This window comes from Citrobacter sp. RHBSTW-00599, from assembly GCF_013784065.1.
Taxonomy (GTDB): domain Bacteria; phylum Pseudomonadota; class Gammaproteobacteria; order Enterobacterales; family Enterobacteriaceae; genus Citrobacter; species Citrobacter braakii.
This window is the reverse complement of the sequence record NZ_CP056717.1, coordinates 3,116,663-3,134,851: the sequence shown is the minus strand read 5'-3', so window position 1 is coordinate 3,134,851 and position 18,189 is coordinate 3,116,663. Positions and strand designations below refer to the sequence as shown.

The 18,189-nt window shown below is 50.4% G+C and carries 17 protein-coding genes and 1 pseudogene; 10 read left to right on the top strand and 8 right to left on the bottom strand.

The features are described 5' to 3' along the window. Positions 1-104 precede the first annotated feature (104 nt). A complete protein-coding gene (comR, locus tag HV243_RS15495) occupies positions 105-740 on the bottom strand; it encodes a TetR family copper-responsive transcriptional repressor ComR (RefSeq protein ID WP_016156207.1) in 636 nt (211 codons plus the stop codon). Between the two features lie 243 nt (positions 741-983). Here comR and bhsA point away from each other — a divergent pair, with 243 nt between their 5' ends. Then, positions 984-1,241 (top strand): multiple stress resistance protein BhsA, encoded by a 258-nt coding sequence (bhsA, locus tag HV243_RS15490; RefSeq protein WP_053389559.1) that lies wholly within the window; start codon positions 984-986, stop codon positions 1,239-1,241. An 83-nt stretch (positions 1,242-1,324) separates the two neighbouring features. Here bhsA and HV243_RS15485 read toward each other — a convergent pair whose 3' ends face one another. From HV243_RS15485 to HV243_RS15475, 3 genes are all read right to left on the bottom strand, one after another. After that, positions 1,325-2,290: a L,D-transpeptidase family protein gene (locus tag HV243_RS15485; protein WP_016156209.1), complete on the bottom strand. Its 966-nt coding sequence runs from the start codon at positions 2,288-2,290 to the stop codon at positions 1,325-1,327. A 148-nt stretch (positions 2,291-2,438) separates the two neighbouring features. Continuing rightward, positions 2,439-5,885, bottom strand: a complete 3,447-nt coding sequence (gene mfd, locus HV243_RS15480; RefSeq protein ID WP_053389560.1) for a transcription-repair coupling factor — start codon at positions 5,883-5,885, stop codon at positions 2,439-2,441. A 118-nt stretch (positions 5,886-6,003) separates the two neighbouring features. Continuing rightward, positions 6,004-7,068 (bottom strand): acyltransferase family protein, encoded by a 1,065-nt coding sequence (locus HV243_RS15475; protein WP_053389561.1) that lies wholly within the window; start codon positions 7,066-7,068, stop codon positions 6,004-6,006. 261 nt (positions 7,069-7,329) lie between these two features. Here HV243_RS15475 and lolC point away from each other — a divergent pair, with 261 nt between their 5' ends. From lolC to cobB, 5 genes are all read left to right on the top strand, one after another. Continuing rightward, complete coding sequence (gene lolC / locus HV243_RS15470; protein ID WP_003030806.1) at positions 7,330-8,529, top strand: lipoprotein-releasing ABC transporter permease subunit LolC; 1,200 nt, start codon at positions 7,330-7,332, stop codon at positions 8,527-8,529. Next, entirely contained in the window at positions 8,522-9,223 is a 702-nt protein-coding gene (gene lolD, locus HV243_RS15465) for a lipoprotein-releasing ABC transporter ATP-binding protein LolD (protein ID WP_053389562.1), read from the top strand. Before lolC ends, lolD begins: the two co-directional genes overlap by 8 nt. Continuing rightward, positions 9,223-10,467: a lipoprotein-releasing ABC transporter permease subunit LolE gene (gene lolE, locus HV243_RS15460; protein WP_053389563.1), complete on the top strand. Its 1,245-nt coding sequence runs from the start codon at positions 9,223-9,225 to the stop codon at positions 10,465-10,467. Before lolD ends, lolE begins: the two co-directional genes overlap by 1 nt. 141 nt (positions 10,468-10,608) lie before the next feature. Continuing rightward, complete coding sequence (gene nagK / locus HV243_RS15455) at positions 10,609-11,520, top strand: N-acetylglucosamine kinase (RefSeq protein WP_053389564.1); 912 nt, start codon at positions 10,609-10,611, stop codon at positions 11,518-11,520. Between the two features lie 15 nt (positions 11,521-11,535). After that, the gene (gene cobB / locus HV243_RS15450) at positions 11,536-12,357 is read left to right on the top strand and encodes a Sir2 family NAD+-dependent deacetylase (protein ID WP_016152685.1); all 822 of its coding nucleotides are present in this window, start codon (positions 11,536-11,538) and stop codon (positions 12,355-12,357) included. Positions 12,358-12,408: 51 nt separating this feature from the next. Here cobB and potD read toward each other — a convergent pair whose 3' ends face one another. Next, positions 12,409-13,455, bottom strand: coding sequence for a spermidine/putrescine ABC transporter substrate-binding protein PotD (gene potD, locus HV243_RS15445; RefSeq protein WP_046274797.1), 1,047 nt, complete (start codon positions 13,453-13,455; stop codon positions 12,409-12,411). 27 nt (positions 13,456-13,482) lie between these two features. Beyond that, positions 13,483-14,262, bottom strand: a complete 780-nt coding sequence (potC, locus tag HV243_RS15440) for a spermidine/putrescine ABC transporter permease PotC (protein ID WP_003030794.1) — start codon at positions 14,260-14,262, stop codon at positions 13,483-13,485. 238 nt (positions 14,263-14,500) lie between these two features. On the opposite strand from potC, the pseudogene HV243_RS15435 reads away from it, so the two are divergent. Continuing rightward, positions 14,501-14,608, top strand: a pseudogene (locus HV243_RS15435) (antitermination protein); the annotation flags it as partial. Positions 14,609-14,747: 139 nt separating this feature from the next. Here the strand turns inward: HV243_RS15435 and HV243_RS15430 are convergent. After that, the gene (locus tag HV243_RS15430; RefSeq protein ID WP_016152687.1) at positions 14,748-14,960 is read right to left on the bottom strand and encodes a KTSC domain-containing protein; all 213 of its coding nucleotides are present in this window, start codon (positions 14,958-14,960) and stop codon (positions 14,748-14,750) included. Between the two features lie 552 nt (positions 14,961-15,512). Here HV243_RS15430 and HV243_RS15425 point away from each other — a divergent pair. From HV243_RS15425 to HV243_RS15415, 3 genes are all read left to right on the top strand, one after another. Further along, positions 15,513-15,725, top strand: coding sequence for a cold-shock protein (locus HV243_RS15425; RefSeq protein ID WP_005127641.1), 213 nt, complete (start codon positions 15,513-15,515; stop codon positions 15,723-15,725). 428 nt (positions 15,726-16,153) lie between these two features. Then, positions 16,154-16,342 (top strand): cold-shock protein, encoded by a 189-nt coding sequence (locus HV243_RS15420; RefSeq protein WP_071600303.1) that lies wholly within the window; start codon positions 16,154-16,156, stop codon positions 16,340-16,342. Positions 16,343-16,684: 342 nt separating this feature from the next. Beyond that, positions 16,685-16,855, top strand: coding sequence for a hypothetical protein (locus tag HV243_RS15415; RefSeq protein WP_223949811.1), 171 nt, complete (start codon positions 16,685-16,687; stop codon positions 16,853-16,855). Between the two features lie 203 nt (positions 16,856-17,058). On the opposite strand, the gene HV243_RS15410 is transcribed toward HV243_RS15415, so the two are convergent. Beyond that, positions 17,059-18,144 (bottom strand): FUSC family protein, encoded by a 1,086-nt coding sequence (locus HV243_RS15410; protein WP_046274781.1) that lies wholly within the window; start codon positions 18,142-18,144, stop codon positions 17,059-17,061. Between the last annotated feature and the right edge of the window lie 45 nt (positions 18,145-18,189).

Below are 18,189 nucleotides of genomic sequence, written 5' to 3'. Positions count from 1 at the left end.
ATGCTGAAAACACTGAATAATGTAGGGGTAATCCGCGGGAATCTAACCGGGGGCTTAATCAGCTCCCGGTGGTGTCAGTGCTGCGGGGAAATAGCGGGAAAGGGTTAAACTTTGATAAGTTCAGGCCACAGTCGCAGAGTCGTGTGTGCGATCTGCATCAGTTTTTCAAACGTCGCGCCTTCACGGGCGCTGATCGACATACCCTGTAAAATACAGTTCAGGTATTCGGCCAGTTTTTGCACGTCGCAATGGGCCGGAATTTCGCCTCGTTGCTGGCGCTGGTGAAGGAACTGGGTAAGCGTCTGTTCCTGCATGGCATGGCGGGATTTCACCGTGTGCGCAATATCCCGGGAAGAGGCCGCCAGTGTCGCGGATGTGTTAATCATGAAACATCCCGCCGGGGTGTCTTTACTGGTAAAGCAGGTCGCTATTGCGGTGAAATAGTCTTCCAGCGCGCACTCAAGACTTTTTTCTTCACAAAATAACTGGGCTTCATGTTTCGCCGCGAAGCGGGTGATGTAGCGGTCCAGTACGGCACGAAACAACCCCTCTTTATTGGTGAACTCCGCATACAGCGTGGGCGCTTTTGCGCCGGTTGCTTCTACGAGATCGGCGAGCGATGTCGCTTCATACCCGTGCTGCCAGAAGAGTGTCATGGCCTTATCAAGCGCGGCTTCCCTGTCGAACACTTTTGGTCGGCCACGGCTTTTTTTAGCACAACCTGTCATTTCAGTTGTCATGGCGCCGATGTACCTTTGTTGGGTTTATTGAATAACCATTATAAAAATATTCGACTGCACACTCCAGCGGATTAACGATAAAAATAATTTAACGCTATTGATATGAAAAATAAGGTCTTTGTATTTTATATAACGATCATTATAAAAAAATGTTGACGTGTGACCTGGATCACATCTATTATTTACCTATCGATCGTTAAGTTAATCTTTGCGACACACATTCATCTGCTAAAGGTCACTATCATGAAAAACGTAAAAACTCTGTTTGCTGCTGCTGTTCTTAGCTCACTCTCATTTGCAAGCTTTGCTGCCGTTGAAGTTCAGGCCACACCAGCGGGCCAACAGAAAGTCGGTACTATTTCTGCGAATGCGGGGACTAACTTAGGTTCTCTGGAAGATCAACTGGCGCAGAAAGCGGATGAGATGGGGGCGAAGTCTTTCCGTATTACTTCTGTTACCGGTCCTAACACCCTCCATGGGACTGCAGTTATCTACAAATAAGATTTAACCCATCGCAATGCCACTGCGAGTTAAATAAAAACCCCCGCGGAATAAAATCCAGCGGGGGTTTTTTATGCGCTGAATTACAGCGGTTGTTGAGCAACGTCGTGATGACGGGTGACATCGACCGGCATGCCTGAGCGAATCTCCATCGCATGTTCCATGACGGCAGAGTCCGTTTGCGCCGCATTCTTAAACGTCTGCATGGATGCGTTCAGCACGATCGGCAGCAATTGCGGGTCGTCATTGATTTTTTCGGACAACGGCTGGTGTACTTCAACCAGGCGCACGCCGTTAGGTTCAACAGATGCTTTGATTGGCGTATTGATAATATTGACCTTGGTTCCTGGCTTCACCTGACGGAACAGGGTTTCGATATCACCGTCGCGTAGACGAATACAGCCGGAACTGACGCGCATTCCGATGCCAAAGTCAGCATTAGTTCCGTGCAGCAGATACACGCCGCCGTATGCCGCTAAGCGAATGGCATGATGGCCCATCGGGTTATCCGGCCCGGCAGGCACTACGGCAGGAAGGTCGATCCCGTTCGCTTTGTATCGCGCGCGGATATTTGCCGTAGGCGTCCAGGTTGGGTTGGCACGTTTATCAGAGATGGTGGTTACCATTGTGGGCGTCAGCGTGTCACCGCCTAACTGACCAATACCAATAGGATACACGGTCACCGAATTTGTCCCCGGCTGGTAATAATAAAGACGCAGTTCGGCGAGGTTGATAACAATGCCTTCGCGTGGCGCATCCGGCAGCAGGGTTTGTAACGGAATAGTCAGCACGCTGCCCGGACGTGGTACGTAAGGGTCAACGCCGGGGTTGGCCTGTAGCAGCGCCAGAAAGCCGACATTGTATTTTTTCGCAATCGCTTCCAGAGAACCGCCATTGTCTTCGACAACGTGAACGGCATTCTGACCCACCACGCGGCTTCCCGGTGGCGGTAGCGGCCAGGTGTTTGCCTGGGCCGGAAGTGCTAACGCGAAGGTCGCGGCAAGCGTAAAAAATGCTAACCAACGAGAGAGTCGTTTATTGTTTAACATCACCATAAATCCATTGTTTTTACGTGGTTTTTATTATGTAAAAGTAAACAAGAATTATGGCGGTTTGCAGTGTCGGGAAGTGCAGGGAAGTGCAAAGAGTTTGTAAATTCATCAGGCCGGGTGAGTGGAGGACTCACCCGGCTTGACGCTAGGCTACGGCGTTCTCTTCAAGCTGGCGCATAAACTGGCGAACCCAGTCGATCCGTGCTTTACGCTCGCCCAACTCCTGCATGAATTTCAGGCGTGTTGGACCATCCAGACGGAAGTGTTGCGGTTGTTTTTGCAGTAAACCAATTAGCCAGACCGGGTTAACGTGGTTTTTCTCGGCAAACTCAATAGTACCGCCTTTTTCATTGCCTTCGAGCTTTCTGATCCCCAGTTTCTGCGCCTGCTGGCGTAAACGGGCAATATCCAGCAACGTCCGGGCCGGGTCGGGCAGCAGGCCAAAACGGTCTATCAGCTCGACCTTAATTTCTTCCAGCTCGGTTTCGCCTTTCGCACTGGCAATGCGCTTGTAGAACGACAGTCGCGTGTTGACATCCGGGATATAGTTATCCGGCAGAAGCGATGGCATGCGCAGTTCGACTTCGGTTTGCTGGCTGGTGAGATCTTCCAGCGACGGTTCACGCCCTTCTTTGAGCGCATCGACAGCGTTTTCCAGCAGCTCCATATACAGTGAGAAACCGATACTTTCCATGGAGCCACTTTGATCTTCGCCCAGCAGTTCCCCAGCGCCACGAATTTCGAGGTCGTGGGTCGCCAACGCAAAACCTGCACCTAAATCTTCCAGCGAGGCGATGGCTTCCAGGCGTTTTTGTGCGTCGGTGGTCATCGCTTTTGGGTGCGGCGTTAGCAGCCAGGCGTATGCCTGATGATGTGAGCGTCCCACACGACCCCGTAGCTGATGCAATTGCGCTAAACCGAAGTGGTCAGCTCGTTCAATGATGATGGTGTTGGCAGTGGGAATGTCGATCCCGGTTTCGATAATGGTGGTACACACCAGCACGTTAAAACGCTGGTGGTGGAAATCGTTCATCACGCGTTCCAGCTCGCGCTCGCGCATTTGCCCGTGGCCGATACCAATGCGCGCTTCCGGCACCAGTTCCGCTAATCTGTCAGCGGTTTTCTGGATATTTTCGACGTCGTTAAAGAGATAATAAACTTGTCCCCCGCGCATAACTTCACGCAGGATAGCCTCGCGTACCACCAGGTTGTCATATTCGCGCACGAAGGTTTTGACCGCCAGACGACGAGCGGGTGGTGTGGCGATGATCGACAGATCGCGCATGCCGCTCATCGCCATGTTGAGCGTGCGTGGAATTGGCGTTGCTGTCAGAGTCAGAATATCCACATCCGCGCGCATTGCCTTGATACGCTCTTTGTGGCGAACGCCGAAACGGTGCTCTTCATCGACAATCAGCAGCCCCAGATCTTTTAGCTTCACATCCGCTTGCAGCAGTTTGTGAGTGCCGATGAGAATATCGATTTTACCTTCGGCAACCTGCTCCAGAATCTGCGCTTGCTCTTTGGCGCTACGGAAACGGGACAGCATCTCAATGCGTACCGGCCAGTTGGCAAAGCGGTCGCGGAAGTTGTCGAAGTGCTGCTGAGCGAGCAGGGTGGTCGGTACCAACACGGCAACCTGCTTGTGATTCTCTACGGCGAGAAAGGCGGCACGCATCGCGACTTCGGTTTTACCAAAGCCGACATCGCCACACACCAGGCGGTCCATGGCCAGCGGTTGACACATATCGCTGAGTACCGCGTTGATCGCCTGCGCCTGGTCGGGCGTGGTTTCAAACGGGAAGCTGTCGCAAAACAGCTGGTACTGTTCACGGTCATGCTTAAAGGCAAAGCCTTCTTTCGCTGCGCGCTGGGCATAAATATCCAGCAGCTCTGCCGCGACATCGCGGACTTTCTCAGCGGCTTTCTGTCGGGCGCGTGACCAGGCATCACCGCCCAGTTTATGCAGCGGCGCATTCTCTTCCGCGCCGCCGGCGTAGCGGCTGATCAGATGCAGCGACGACACCGGCACATACAGTTTGGCGTCGTTGGCATAGGTGAGCATCAGGTATTCACCGGTAATGCCGCCCGCTTCCAGCGTGGTCATACCGGCATAGCGACCCACGCCGTGCTCCAGATGCACCACTGGCTGACCGGGATGCAGCTCCGCGAGGTTACGAATTAACGTATCCGGGTTGATGGTGCGACGAGAATCCTGGCGGCGACGCGCCACGCGTTCACCGAGCAGATCGCTTTCACAAATCAGCGCCAGATTGCGTTTGCTATCGATGAAGCCGTGCTCGGCTGAGCCAATCATCAGATAACGACCGTTGTCTACGGCTTCGTCGAGTCGCAATATCCGCTTCGGCGCGACTTTGATGCGGGCGAGCAGTTCGCCTAGCGCTTCCCGGCGTCCTTCACTTTCCACCGAGAAAATTACCGGACCGGTAAAGCCTTCAAGGAATTTACGTAATGCATCTAACGGTGCTTTTTGCTGTGCCTGAACGGCGATATCCGGCAGCTTCTGGAACCCGAGGTTGGTATTCGCCGCTTTCTTCGGCAGACTCTCGGTTTTCAGCTGAACACGCGGCCAGCGTTTAAGTTCAGAAAACAGCTCATCAACCCGCAGCCACAGCGATTCCGGTGGCAGAAGCGGGCGCATCGGATCAACACCGCGATTCTCAAAGCGTGACAGGGTATCGGCCTGGAAGCGTGCTGCGCTGGTCTCGATATCGCCGGTATTTACCAACAACGTATTGGCGGGGAAGTAGCTGAACAGCGGCGGCAGCGGCTCGCTGAAAAACAGCGGCTGCCAGTATTCAATCCCCGTAGGTAACGTGCCTTTGCTGACCTGTTGATAAATATGCTCGGCGTCGCGTTTTACCTCAAACGTATCACGCCACTGACTACGGAACAGCTCAATGGCCGTTTTGTCAGTCGGGAATTCGTGTGCGGGCAGCAAATTAATGGCATCGACTTCTTCCAGCGTGCGCTGAGTGTCAGTATCAAACAGACGCAGGCTGTCGATTTCGTCATCAAAGAAATCCAGACGATAAGGCAATTCGCTGCCCATCGGGAACAGATCTAACAATGCGCCACGCGTGGCGTATTCGCCGTGTTCCATGACCTGATCAACATGGCGATAGCCAGCACTGTCCAGTTGTTCGCGCAAGGCGTCGCGCGAAAGCCGCTGGCCTTTTTTCATGACCAGCGCATGACCGTGCAGATAGCTGTGCGGACAGACACGCTGCATCAACGTATTTACCGGAACGATCAGTACGCCGCGCTGCATGGCGGGCAGTTGATACAGCGTGGAGAGCCGTGAGGAGATAATCTCCTGATGGGGAGAAAAGCTGTCATAGGGAAGCGTTTCCCAGTCGGGCAGGTTCATCACCATCTGGTCAGTAAACTGACGAATTTCATCATGCAGACGCAAAGCATTTTGCATGTCCGGCGCGATCAGCACCACTGGACCCGCGTGACGTTCGGCGATTTCGGCGACCAGCGTTGCGCAGGCGGCACTCGTAAGCTCACCCAACTGGCGCTGATCGGAAGCGCCCGTTGGGAGCGTGTAACGATGTTGTTCAGGCATTCGGTTGTCAGGATCTCGTTTAGATATACATCTGATAAGCAATGTTCTTTATTATCCGTGATCGTTTCTCATAAGCAAATTGATTCGCCCCCGAATGGGGGCAAAAAGCGCGTAGGGGTTAGCGCGAGGCGAGCGATAAAGAGGGCGGGGAAAAGAGCAGATCGGCCACGGTTTTTTGTGAAATCTTACGCACCAGCAGGCCAAACAGGGTGCACAGCAGCAGACAGGCGAACGGATACACCAGTAGCAGGGCCAGCTCCGCGTATGCAGGCCAGGCGGCATGATTGATTTTGGGGATAAGCGTTAAGCTGAACAGCTCAACCAGAATACGGTGTGTGGTGTAGATGGCGATGGTATTGGCGCCAATCACGCTTAACGGACTGGACGCGCGCATGCCAAAGTGGAGCTCGAACTGATAAAACAGCTTCATGATCAACACAATGGAAAGGAGAGAAAGCAATAGCGAGACATTTGCCAGCCACGCGACGACGGCGACGATTGTGCAACCCAGAACAATGACCGCATGACGGCGCAGGGGCACCTCCTTGATCCACGCCATCAACATTGCGCCAAACCATGCGCCGAGGCTATACCAGGGCAAATTGCGAATCACGCTGTTCATTCCCCACCACGGGGTCGGGAAAAAATTGATCGCCACGCTCAGCGCCACAAATAACGCTAACAGCGGCATCGCCCAACGGCTGAAAATTTTACACAGAACAAAATAGACAATCAGTGCGTACAGATACCACAGGCTGGTGCTGGCGGTCAGCATCCCGTGGGTAAAACCCGCAATCGAATCCGCATAAGCGGCGTTGGCGGCATGGGTCAGATCGCGCTGCGGGGCGAGCCAGTTATTGAGCGCCACCAACGCCAGCCATTGCACCACTCCCCAAAGCACCAGCACCCAGGCGATACTCCAGATCCGTTTATCCACGCAGGTTGTCCACGGGACGTTATCGATGTAGCGGCGGATCAGATACCCCGAAATAAAGAAAAACACCGGCATGCGAAACGGTGCCAGGTACAAATTGAGGTAAATCCAGCATTTGCTCAGCACCTCTGACAGTGGATGCTGAAAAGTGGTGAGGTGCGGGTAAAATGTGATCACCGAGTGGTAAATCACCACCAGGCAAATGCATAACCCCTTGATTTGATTAATCCATAGTTCTTTTTTATTCATTGAGACGGCGCATCCATATTGATTGCAATAGCCTGCCATCCTGCGCAACCTGCTGTGCGCTGTAATGCGTAACTGTCTGCATTTTGTTTTTTTAGGATAAAGGTCAGGGATCAGGGTTGCAGGGGAGAGGGACAACTTTAGCGGTTTGATTTATTTATACTTTTAAGAATAGTGCTGACGAACACTTACGGTTCAGTCATTTACCCATTCCGCTTTCGCTTATATACTCGTGACTTTGCTAACAGCAACCAGACGGATTTCATGTACCAACCTGTCGCTCTATTCATCGGCCTGCGTTATATGCGTGGGCGTGCAGCAGATCGCTTCGGTCGCTTCGTTTCCTGGCTCTCCACCATTGGCATTACTCTCGGGGTAATGGCGCTGGTTACGGTGTTGTCGGTGATGAACGGTTTCGAGCGCGAGCTGCAAAACAATATTCTTGGCCTGATGCCTCAGGCCGTCCTCTCGTCTGAACAGGGTTCCCTAAACCCGCAACAGCTGCCGGAAAAAGCGGTGGTGTTGAACGGCGTCAACCGCGTCGCACCGATAACCACGGGGGATGTGGTACTGCAAAGTGCGCGTAGCGTGGCAGTCGGCGTGATGCTGGGTATTGACCCGGCGCAAAAAGATCCATTAACGCCATATCTGGTCAATGTGAAGCAAACAGATCTGCAGCCGGGTAAGTATAATGTCATCCTCGGAGAGCAGCTTGCCGGGCAACTGGGTGTTAATCGTGGCGATCAAATTCGCGTGATGGTGCCCTCAGCCAGCCAGTTTACCCCCATGGGGCGTCTGCCGAGCCAGCGTCTGTTTACGGTAATTGGCACCTTCGCCGCCAACAGCGAAGTCGACGGCTACCAGATGCTGACCAACATCCAGGATGCGTCACGTCTGATGCGTTACCCGGTGGGCAATATTACCGGCTGGCGTCTGTGGCTCAACGAACCGTTAAAGGTTGATACGCTGAGCCAGCAAACGCTGCCACAAGGCACCAAATGGCAGGACTGGCGCGAGCGCAAAGGGGAATTGTTCCAGGCCGTGCGTATGGAGAAAAACATGATGGGGCTGCTGCTTAGCCTGATCGTGGCGGTAGCGGCATTTAATATTATTACCTCGCTGGGTCTGATGGTAATGGAGAAGCAAGGGGAAGTGGCGATTCTACAAACGCAGGGGCTGACGCCGCGGCAGATAATGATGGTGTTTATGGTGCAGGGGGCCAGTGCCGGGATTATCGGCGCGCTGCTGGGCGCGGTGCTGGGCGCATTACTCGCCAGTCAACTGAACAACCTGATGCCAATTATCGGTGTGCTTCTGGATGGGGCTGCGCTGCCGGTCGCCATTGAGCCGCTGCAGGTTATCGTCATTGCGCTGGTGGCGATGGCCATCGCGCTGCTGTCTACGCTTTATCCTTCCTGGCGCGCTGCCGCCACTCAACCCGCTGAGGCTTTACGTTATGAATAAGATCCTGTTGCAATGCGACAACCTGTGCAAACGCTATCAGGAAGGCACAGTGCAGACCGATGTACTGCACGATGTCAGTTTTTGCGTCGGTGAAGGTGAGATGATGGCGATTGTCGGCAGCTCCGGTTCCGGTAAGAGTACGTTGCTGCATCTGTTAGGCGGGCTGGATACGCCAACTTCCGGCGATGTCATTTTTAGCGGTCAGCCGATGAGCAAACTCTCGTCGGCGGCGAAAGCGGAACTGCGCAATCAGAAGCTGGGCTTCATTTATCAGTTCCACCATCTGCTGCCGGACTTTACCGCGCTGGAAAACGTGGCGATGCCGTTGCTGATCGGCAAGAAAAAACCGGCTGAAATCACCGAGCGCGCACGGGATATGCTGAAAGCAGTAGGGCTGGACCATCGTGCCAGCCATCGTCCGTCTGAACTGTCAGGCGGTGAACGCCAGCGCGTGGCCATTGCTCGTGCGCTGGTGAATAACCCGCGCCTGGTACTGGCGGATGAGCCAACGGGTAACCTTGATGCGCGTAACGCGGACAGCATTTTCGAGCTTCTGGGTGAGCTGAACCGCTCTCAGAGCACGGCATTTTTGGTGGTGACACACGATCTGCAACTGGCGAAGCGCATGAGCCGCCAGCTTGAAATGCGCGATGGTCGCCTGACGGCTGAACTGAGCCTGATGGGAGCTGAGTAATGGCTTCGCCTTTATCGTTATTGATTGGTTTGCGTTTTAGCCGTGGTCGGCGGCGCGGCGGCATGGTCTCGCTGATTTCCGTGATTTCCACCGTTGGCATTGCGTTGGGCGTCGCGGTGTTGATCGTCGGCTTAAGCGCCATGAACGGATTTGAGCGTGAGCTTAACAACCGTATTCTGGCCGTGGTGCCGCACGGTGAGATTGAAGCCGTGAATCAGCCGTGGAACAACTGGCAGGAAGCGCTCGACAAGGTACAGAAGGTACCAGGCATTGCTGCTGCGGCGCCTTATATTAACTTTACCGGGCTGGTGGAGAGTGGGGCGAACCTACGCGCAGTGCAGGTGAAGGGCGTTGATCCGCAGCAGGAGCAGCGTTTAAGCGCGCTACCCTCGTTTGTGCAAAACCACGCATGGGATAATTTCAAAGCGGGTGAGCAACAAATCATTATTGGTAAGGGAATTGCCGATGCGCTGAAGGTGAAGCAGGGCGACTGGGTATCGATTATGATCCCTAACGCCAGTGCGGATCATAAGTTACAGCAGCCTAAACGCGTGCGTTTGCACGTCACGGGGATACTGCAACTGAGCGGTCAGCTCGATCACAGCTTTGCCATGATCCCAATGGAAGACGCGCAGCAATACCTGGATATGGGATCCAGCGTTTCCGGGATCGCGCTGAAAGTGAACGACGTGTTTAACGCTAATAAGCTGGTGCGAGACGCGGGTGAAGTCACCAATAACTATGTGTACATTAAGAGCTGGATCGGTACTTACGGTTATATGTATCGCGATATCCAGATGATCCGCGCCATTATGTATCTGGCGATGGTGCTGGTGATTGGCGTGGCCTGTTTTAATATCGTTTCCACGTTAGTGATGGCGGTAAAAGACAAAAGCGGCGATATTGCGATATTAAGAACCCTGGGGGCTAAAGATGGCCTTATACGTGCCATTTTTGTTTGGTACGGCCTGCTGGCGGGGCTGTTCGGTAGCCTGATAGGCGTCGTCATTGGGGTGGTTGTCTCGCTGCAACTGACGCCGATCATTAACGGGATTGAAGCTCTTATCGGCCATCAGTTCCTGTCCGGCGATATCTATTTCATTGACTTCCTGCCATCGGAATTACACTGGCTGGATGTGATTTACGTGCTGGTGACAGCACTCGTGCTGAGTCTTTTGGCAAGTTGGTATCCGGCGCGTCGCGCCAGCAATATTGATCCTGCGAGAGTACTTAGCGGCCAATAACAATATATACACGAAAGCATTCATGCGGCGGTAAGGCGGCAAACCGAAATCTCCATGAGCATAGATAACGATGTGACTGGAGGGTGAGTGCGCAGCCAACCCCAAGGCATCTTGAAGGATGACGTGTATCAAGGAGCGGTGATGTATTACGGATTTGACATCGGCGGAACCAAAATTGCGCTGGGCGTATTTGATAAGCAACGTCGTTTGCAATGGGAAACACGCGTCCCTACGCCTCGCGACAGCTATGACGCTTTCCTTGATGCGGTCTGCAATCTGGTGACGGAAGCGGACCAGCGGTTCGGCGTTAAAGGTTCGGTAGGCATCGGCATTCCTGGCATGCCGGAGACGGAAGACGGCACGCTGTATGCGGCCAACGTTCCTGCTGCCAGTGGTAAGCCGCTCCGCGCCGATCTCAGCGCTCGCCTTGACCGCGATGTGCGTCTGGATAACGATGCTAACTGTTTTGCTCTTTCCGAAGCCTGGGATGACGAGTTCACCCAATATCCACTCGTGATGGGGTTGATCCTCGGCACCGGTGTTGGCGGCGGTCTGGTGCTTAAAGGGAAATCTATCACCGGGCGCAGCTATATCACCGGCGAGTTTGGTCATATCCGTTTGCCAGTCGATGCGCTGACGTTGATGGGCTTTGATTTCCCATTGCGCCGCTGCGGGTGCGGTCAACTGGGATGCATCGAAAGCTATCTTTCCGGCGGTGGATTTGCGTGGTTGTATCAGCATTACTACCATCAATCGCTGGATGCCCGTGAAATTATCGCGCTGTGGGAGCAGGGTGATGAACAAGCACGTGCCCATGTTGAACGCTATCTGGATTTGCTGGCGGTGTGCCTTGGGAATATCCTGACTATCGTCGATCCTGATTTGGTGGTGATTGGCGGAGGCTTGTCGAATTTTACCGCTATTACGACGCAACTGGCGGACCGACTGCCACGTCATCTGCTGCCGGTTGCCCGGGTGCCGCGTATTGAGCAGGCGCGGCACGGTGATGCGGGCGGGATGCGCGGAGCCGCTTTCCTACATCTTACCGATTAATACAAAGAGGTTGTTATGCTGTCGCGCCGGGGTCATCGGTTAAGCCGCTTTCGTAAAAATAAACGCCATATGCGCGATCGCCTGCGTCAACGAATCTTTTTCAGAGACAGAGTGGTGCCTGAATTGATGGAAAAACCAAGAGTGCTGGTACTGACGGGAGCGGGAATCTCCGCTGAGTCAGGAATTCGAACCTTTCGCGCGGCGGATGGTCTCTGGGAAGAACATCGGGTAGAGGACGTTGCGACTCCGGAAGGATTTAGTCGTAATCCGCAACTGGTCCAGTCGTTTTATAACGCCCGTCGTCATCAGTTGCAACAATCAGAAATCCAGCCTAACGCGGCGCATATCGCGCTGGCAAAACTCGAAGCCGAGCTGGGCGACCGTTTTTTACTGGTGACGCAGAATATTGATAACCTGCATGAACGTGCGGGCAGCCAGAACGTAATCCATATGCACGGCGAACTGCTCAAGGTTCGCTGTTCGCAAAGCGGGCAGATTCTGGAGTGGACTGGCGATGTGACTGCGGAAGATAAATGCCATTGTTGCCAGTTTCCGGCGCCGCTGCGCCCGCACGTGGTGTGGTTTGGTGAAATGCCGCTGGGCATGGATGAAATTTATATGGCACTGGCAATGGCCGATGTGTTCATTGCGATTGGTACATCGGGCCATGTATACCCGGCAGCGGGGTTTGTGCATGAAGCTCGACTACATGGGGCGCATACGGTAGAGCTAAATCTCGAACCGAGCCAGGTAGGAAGCGAGTTTGAAGAGAAGTATTACGGTCCGGCAAGCCAGGTGGTGCCTGAGTTTGTTGAGAAGTTATTGAAAGGACTGTGATTTTTTTGCCCGATACGCGCAGCGCCATCGGGCATTCCTTACAACGCTGAATTAACGTCCTGCTTTCAGCTTCTGATAATACTCTTCATAGATAGCGCTGGCGGAACCGACATCGTTCTGCCATTCCCCTTTGTTGATGGTTTCTGCATCAGGGTAGAGGGTTTTATCGTTCGCGACTTCAGGGCTTAACAGCTTACGTGCTGCCAGGTTTGGCGTCGGATAACCGATGGTTTCCGCGACTTCTTTCGCCACGTCCGGGCGTAGCAGGAAGTTAATCAGCTTCAGCGCAGCTTCTTTATTTTTTGCGTTCGCTGGAATAGACAGGCTGTCCATCCAGAAAATCCCACCTTCTTTCGGCCATACCACTTCCAGCGGAGTACCTGCCTGACGCGCAACATACGCGGAGCCGTTCCACACCATCCCCAGATTGACTTCGCCTTCCATATACGGGTTGGCCGGGTTGTCAGAGTTAAATGCCGCGACGTTAGGCATCAGCTTCTTCAACTCGTTATAGGCGGCTTCAATCTCTTTAGGATCGGTGGTATTGCCGGAGTATCCCAGCTTGCGCAGCGCCATCTGGAACACTTCACGCGCATCATCCGTTAACAGCAGGCTACCTTTGTACTCCGGTTTCCACAGATCGGCCCAGCTGGTTACTGTTTTCGGGTCGATGGCATCGCTATTGATGCCAATGGCCGTCGCACCCCAGATATACGGGATAGAGTAGTCATTGTTGGGGTCGAATGGCTTGTTGAGCATTTCCGGATCGAGGTTGTGGAAGTTGGTCAACGTCGACTTGTCGATCTTCTGGATCATGCCTTCTTTGCGCATTTTATCGACGTAATAGGTGGACGGAACCACCAGATCGTATGCGCCGTCTTTATAGGTTTTGAGCTTGGCGTACATGGTTTCGTTCGACTCGTAGGTCGAATAGATAACCTTAATGCCAGTCTCTTTGGTGAACTGCTCCAGCAGTCCAGGCGGGACATACTCGGTCCAGTTATAGAAATAGAGCGTGTTGTTGTCATTAGCGTGAGCGGCGCTCATGCCCAGTGCCAGAGCACCCGCCGCGAGCAGGTGGCGTGACCATTTTTTCATCATTTAACGTCCCCTGAATTAAGGGCCTTAGCGGCCCTTGGTTTTATCACGTGCAATAAGCTGGCTGGCAATCACCATAACCAGCGACAGAACCAACAAAATGGTCGCCAGCGCGTTCACCTCTGGTGATACGCCGACTTTTACCATTGAGTAGATTTTTAACGGCAAAATTTCATAACCAGGCCCGGTAACGAAGGACGACACGACGACATCATCCATCGACAACGTAAAGCTCAACAACCAGCCGGCAGCCACTGCAGGCATTGCCAGAGGCAGTATAATCTTGCGCAGAATAGTCACTTCACTGGCGCCGAGATCTTTGGCGGCTTCAAGCATTCGTACATCAAAACCTTTCAGACGTGAGTAAACCGTCACCACCACAAAAGGTAGACAAAAAGTGATATGCGAGAACAGCAGTGACCAGAAACCCAGTTGAATGCCGATCAGCATAAACAGCACCAGCAAAGAAATCGCCATTACGATATCCGGCGACATCATCACCACGAACAGCATGCCGCTGACAAACGGTTTACCGCGAAAACGGTAGCGGTACAGTGCAACCGCTGTGAGTGAGCCGATCAGCGTGGCAAACGTGGCGGATAGCACCGCCATCGTCAGCGAGTGTTGCGCTGCCTGTAGCAGGCTGTCGTTGTTCATCAGCAGGCCGTACCATTTGGTGGTAAAACCCTGCCAGTTGATGCCAAAGCGCGAGCTGTTAAAGGAGTTCACAATCAAAATAATGATTGGAATATACAGATACGCGTAGATGGCGGTCATAAAACCGCCTCTGAGCAGCCGACCGATCATTCGCGTTTCACCTTCTTGTTCAGAAGGCGCGATGTTTTCAGAGTATTGAAAATAATCAACTTTTTCTCTTCTCCAAAATCTCTCCAAAACTTCCCGCCAAAACAGATAGCCAAAAAGAAGCAGCTATCACTAAGGCCGCGAATTTTACAACAATTTTTAGGATGATCGGGAAAAAAAGGCCATTTAAATGACCAGCTTTACTCATTGCTGACTGCGAGTGGCGGTATAGCAATCGGTTCAGGGAACAATTAGCGCACGCTGCCGCTGTGGTGGTAAAGAGGAGGTACTTGACTGCAAAGCCACGAAAGAGCATGGCGTCCCAGTGTTTGAAACCTGTGAACGCTGCAGGGAGCATGCTTAACGAAGGGTAACGAAATTGACGGGAATAGTGGTTTTTTGGATATCAATTTCCTGGCCCGGTGGTAACAAAAAACAGAAAACACCAGAACGGCGTTTTACGCTATCTACAGCGTAAATTTCTTGAATCACCCTGTTTTACGACACAAGAATTTACCTTTAATGACACCGTCAAAGAAACGGCCTTTAGATTGCACCGTGAGAAAAGAGTTATAGATGCTTTCTGGAACGCCCACATACTGGAAAGTTGAAGAATTTACGAACCCTATCTCCAGAATCTTTTCTAATGGGTAGTAACCAATAAATTTTATTTTTGATGAAATCATTGCCTGTCGTTGCATTTTTTCTCCTTCAAATTTTTTAATTTTCCTTCTCTGATAATACACTGATATGAAACAAAAGGAGCATAGTTTTGTAAATGTTATGGTTGTTTCAGAGTTTACTGGTTGGATGAAATGATTTTCTTTGTTGCTTTAATTTCCTGAACTGCGAAAAATAGCACGAAAATTCGTTGCTGGATTTTTAGGGATTGAAACGGGCTTTCCTTTAAGTAACTGATAAATATATTCTATTTTATTTTTCGTTATCCAGGGGACGACCGGCTGTATGTTATTGCTGGTGAACAGAACTCATTGATTATGCTGTCTCAGTTTCCATTTCTAAGATTTTGCGAAAAATTAAATGAAAAAATAACTTGCTATTGTTTGTGGGGTGTGTGATTAATGAGGGGTTGGTTAGGTACACAGACCCATTAAAGCGGTTTAGTAAAGCAGTTCTCATCTCAAGCGTTATCCACAGATAATCCTTTCTTTTGAGCCTTCTTATCGTTACTAATTAGATTGTGTGCGAAGCCCTTTTCGCCGTAAGGCTACATAGAATTTAAGGAATTACCTGTGTCTAATAAAATGACTGGTTTAGTAAAATGGTTTAACGAGTCTAAAGGTTTTGGTTTTATTACCCCTGACAATGGTAGTAAAGATGTGTTTGTACACTTCTCTGCTATTCAGAGTGGTGGCTTTAAAACGCTGAATGAAGGCCAAAAAGTTGAGTTCAGCATTACTGCTGGTGCAAAAGGGCCGTCAGCTGAAAACGTTGTAGCTGCCTGATATTTTTCCTGATGTAAACTAATATACGATAGCGAAGACGGTGAATGCCTGAGTAGATATATTAGTTTTTCAGAAACTCAACATCTGTCGACATAAAGCTGAACAGATGTCTGAGTCTAATCATTGGGTAGAACAGTTGAAATGATTATTTTATGAATGTCATTTGTTGTTTTACCTCTGTAGTTTTTCTTGCACGCTTAAATGCATTCGTAAAAGCTAACAACAACCCAAAAATCGCTGGTGCTATAATATAAAGAAAATTATATTATTTTAGATTCCTCATGTGAACTGATAAGAAATATTTATTTTTTATTGCTTTTAATAGTGAGTTGTAACCTGATACTGAAAACCAAGAGAAACTATTAGTTAAATAGATCTTTTGGATATCACTGCGGTAGTGAGTGTTGTAGCAAATAAAGGCTAACATCATGACCGACCATATTTATTTTAAGTGCCCTTGTTGTCATGGGTCACAGTACAGAACTTCCCATTTTGATGTGACTGAGAAAAATCCCTTTGGTGCAAAGTGTATTTTTTGTAAATCATCAATGATCACACCAGATAACTATGCGCCATATACTTCCAGTAAATCAAATGAACAGGTGTTGCGAAAGTAACATTTGGCTCTGACCTTCCAGTTAAGGCGGCAAGATTCATTATCATTGCCAGGCACTGGTTTAAGTCCAACAAGGGTAGTCAGTCTGCTACTATCTCATCGAATTGAGCGGGCGACTTTTGAATTTGCAGGAGACGAGGGTTTGATCCTCTATGGTTACACCATGAATAAAAACCTCGTTCTAACGGGGTTTTGTCATTTCAGGGTTATCCGTGCAACATACAAGTAAGTTGGGCAAAGAATTGTATTTTTTGTTTTGCTATTAACATCATGTCTGATGTGTAACGGTATTACTAATAACCATATAAAGGGCAACGCATTGAGAATCATACAAAACCATATTATGGCCCAGGAAATTGGTGAAACAGTTATCCAGCTACTTGAAAATGGCAAAAGGGTTACGACAGGGAATATCATTGATTTGCTCGAACGGAAAAGTCATGCCTTGCACGGTCAAGAGGCCGATGAGATAAGAGAAATATTGATATTTATCAGGAAAAAATCTGTTCTGTAAACGTGTTGTAAATCACCTACGGTGCTCACGGATTATGGTTTCTCAATCAAAGACCTACTGAGAGGCATCCAGCCTGGTAGTGCAAAACTCTTCTTTTCTGGCCCACACAATAGAATGGGCCTTTTTCATTACTAAAAGATAGGTTGTGATATCTGGACGGTGTGAGGCAATAATGATTACATATTTGTCGGTTGACATTGAAATCAATTATTTTCTGTAAGCGCTTTTGTGATTAGGGTTGATAGTGCTTCAAGTTGGATAGCAAGCTGAATGCTCAACCAGACATATCCGTGAACGGCGCTTTCAATGATTTCCTCGCCCTCATTGGCGAGTAAAAGACAATGCAACTCTTTAGTAATTTCGAGAAGATGCTCGCTATTTGATGCTATCGGCGTTGGGTTTCCTTCATGCAAGGCATGTGCGAGGGTGTTGAGGGTGCTACGGGTCATTTGTTCCATATCTGACAGCGTGTGAGTATTCAATATGAGAAATCGACTTCCACGGGATGCCCAGTGGGCATTTATCTGAAATTTTTGCGCCGCTATCATATCGCGGGTTATCGATTGAATATCTTCAAGTAGACTCTTCGCAATCTTTGTTTCTTTATTTACTGGTGTAATAAGGCTGCGCATTTTTACTACATTATTCAGCGCTCGCGTTTGAAGTTTGGCCATTCTCGGGGGCGCAAGAACGTTTCGGGAGACTCCCGCAGTTGTTATTTTTAGATAATCAGAAAGAAAGTCAGCAAGTTGTATACGCCAGTTAATGAATGCTCTTTGGGGAAAAATGCTGGTAAACAACATCGCCAGAATGCATCCTATAATAATGTTGGTGCTTCGCCACAATGCTGTTTGTAAGTCTCCTGCAGGAGCGCTGCTGACAACCGCCAGCGTGATACCAATCAATAATGCGGCATAGGGACGTTTACTCATGGCCAGAAAACCACAAAGGAAAGCTGCGCATCCACACCACAGCATCATCATAGTGAGAGAGTACATTTCAATGTGTAATGCGATGATCCCCAAAATCGCACCCCCTACAGTTCCCGCCATACGTTCAAGTGCCCTGGGTATCACATTGCCCATGTAACTAATTGGTCCCATGACCACAACCAGTGTAATCAGGGGCCAGGAGTGGTCTGGTAAATTCAACATTCTTATCAGTAAGAAAGTTATAACAAATGCTAAAGCAATACGGATCCCATGAACTACACGATAGTTGCGGTAAATCTTAAGTTCTAAAGGACTTATCGGTTTATTCCGTTCAATGGGAAAAATATTGTTTTTCATTGGTTAAAATCTTTAACATAGACAGAATTATAAAGAATGTTCAGA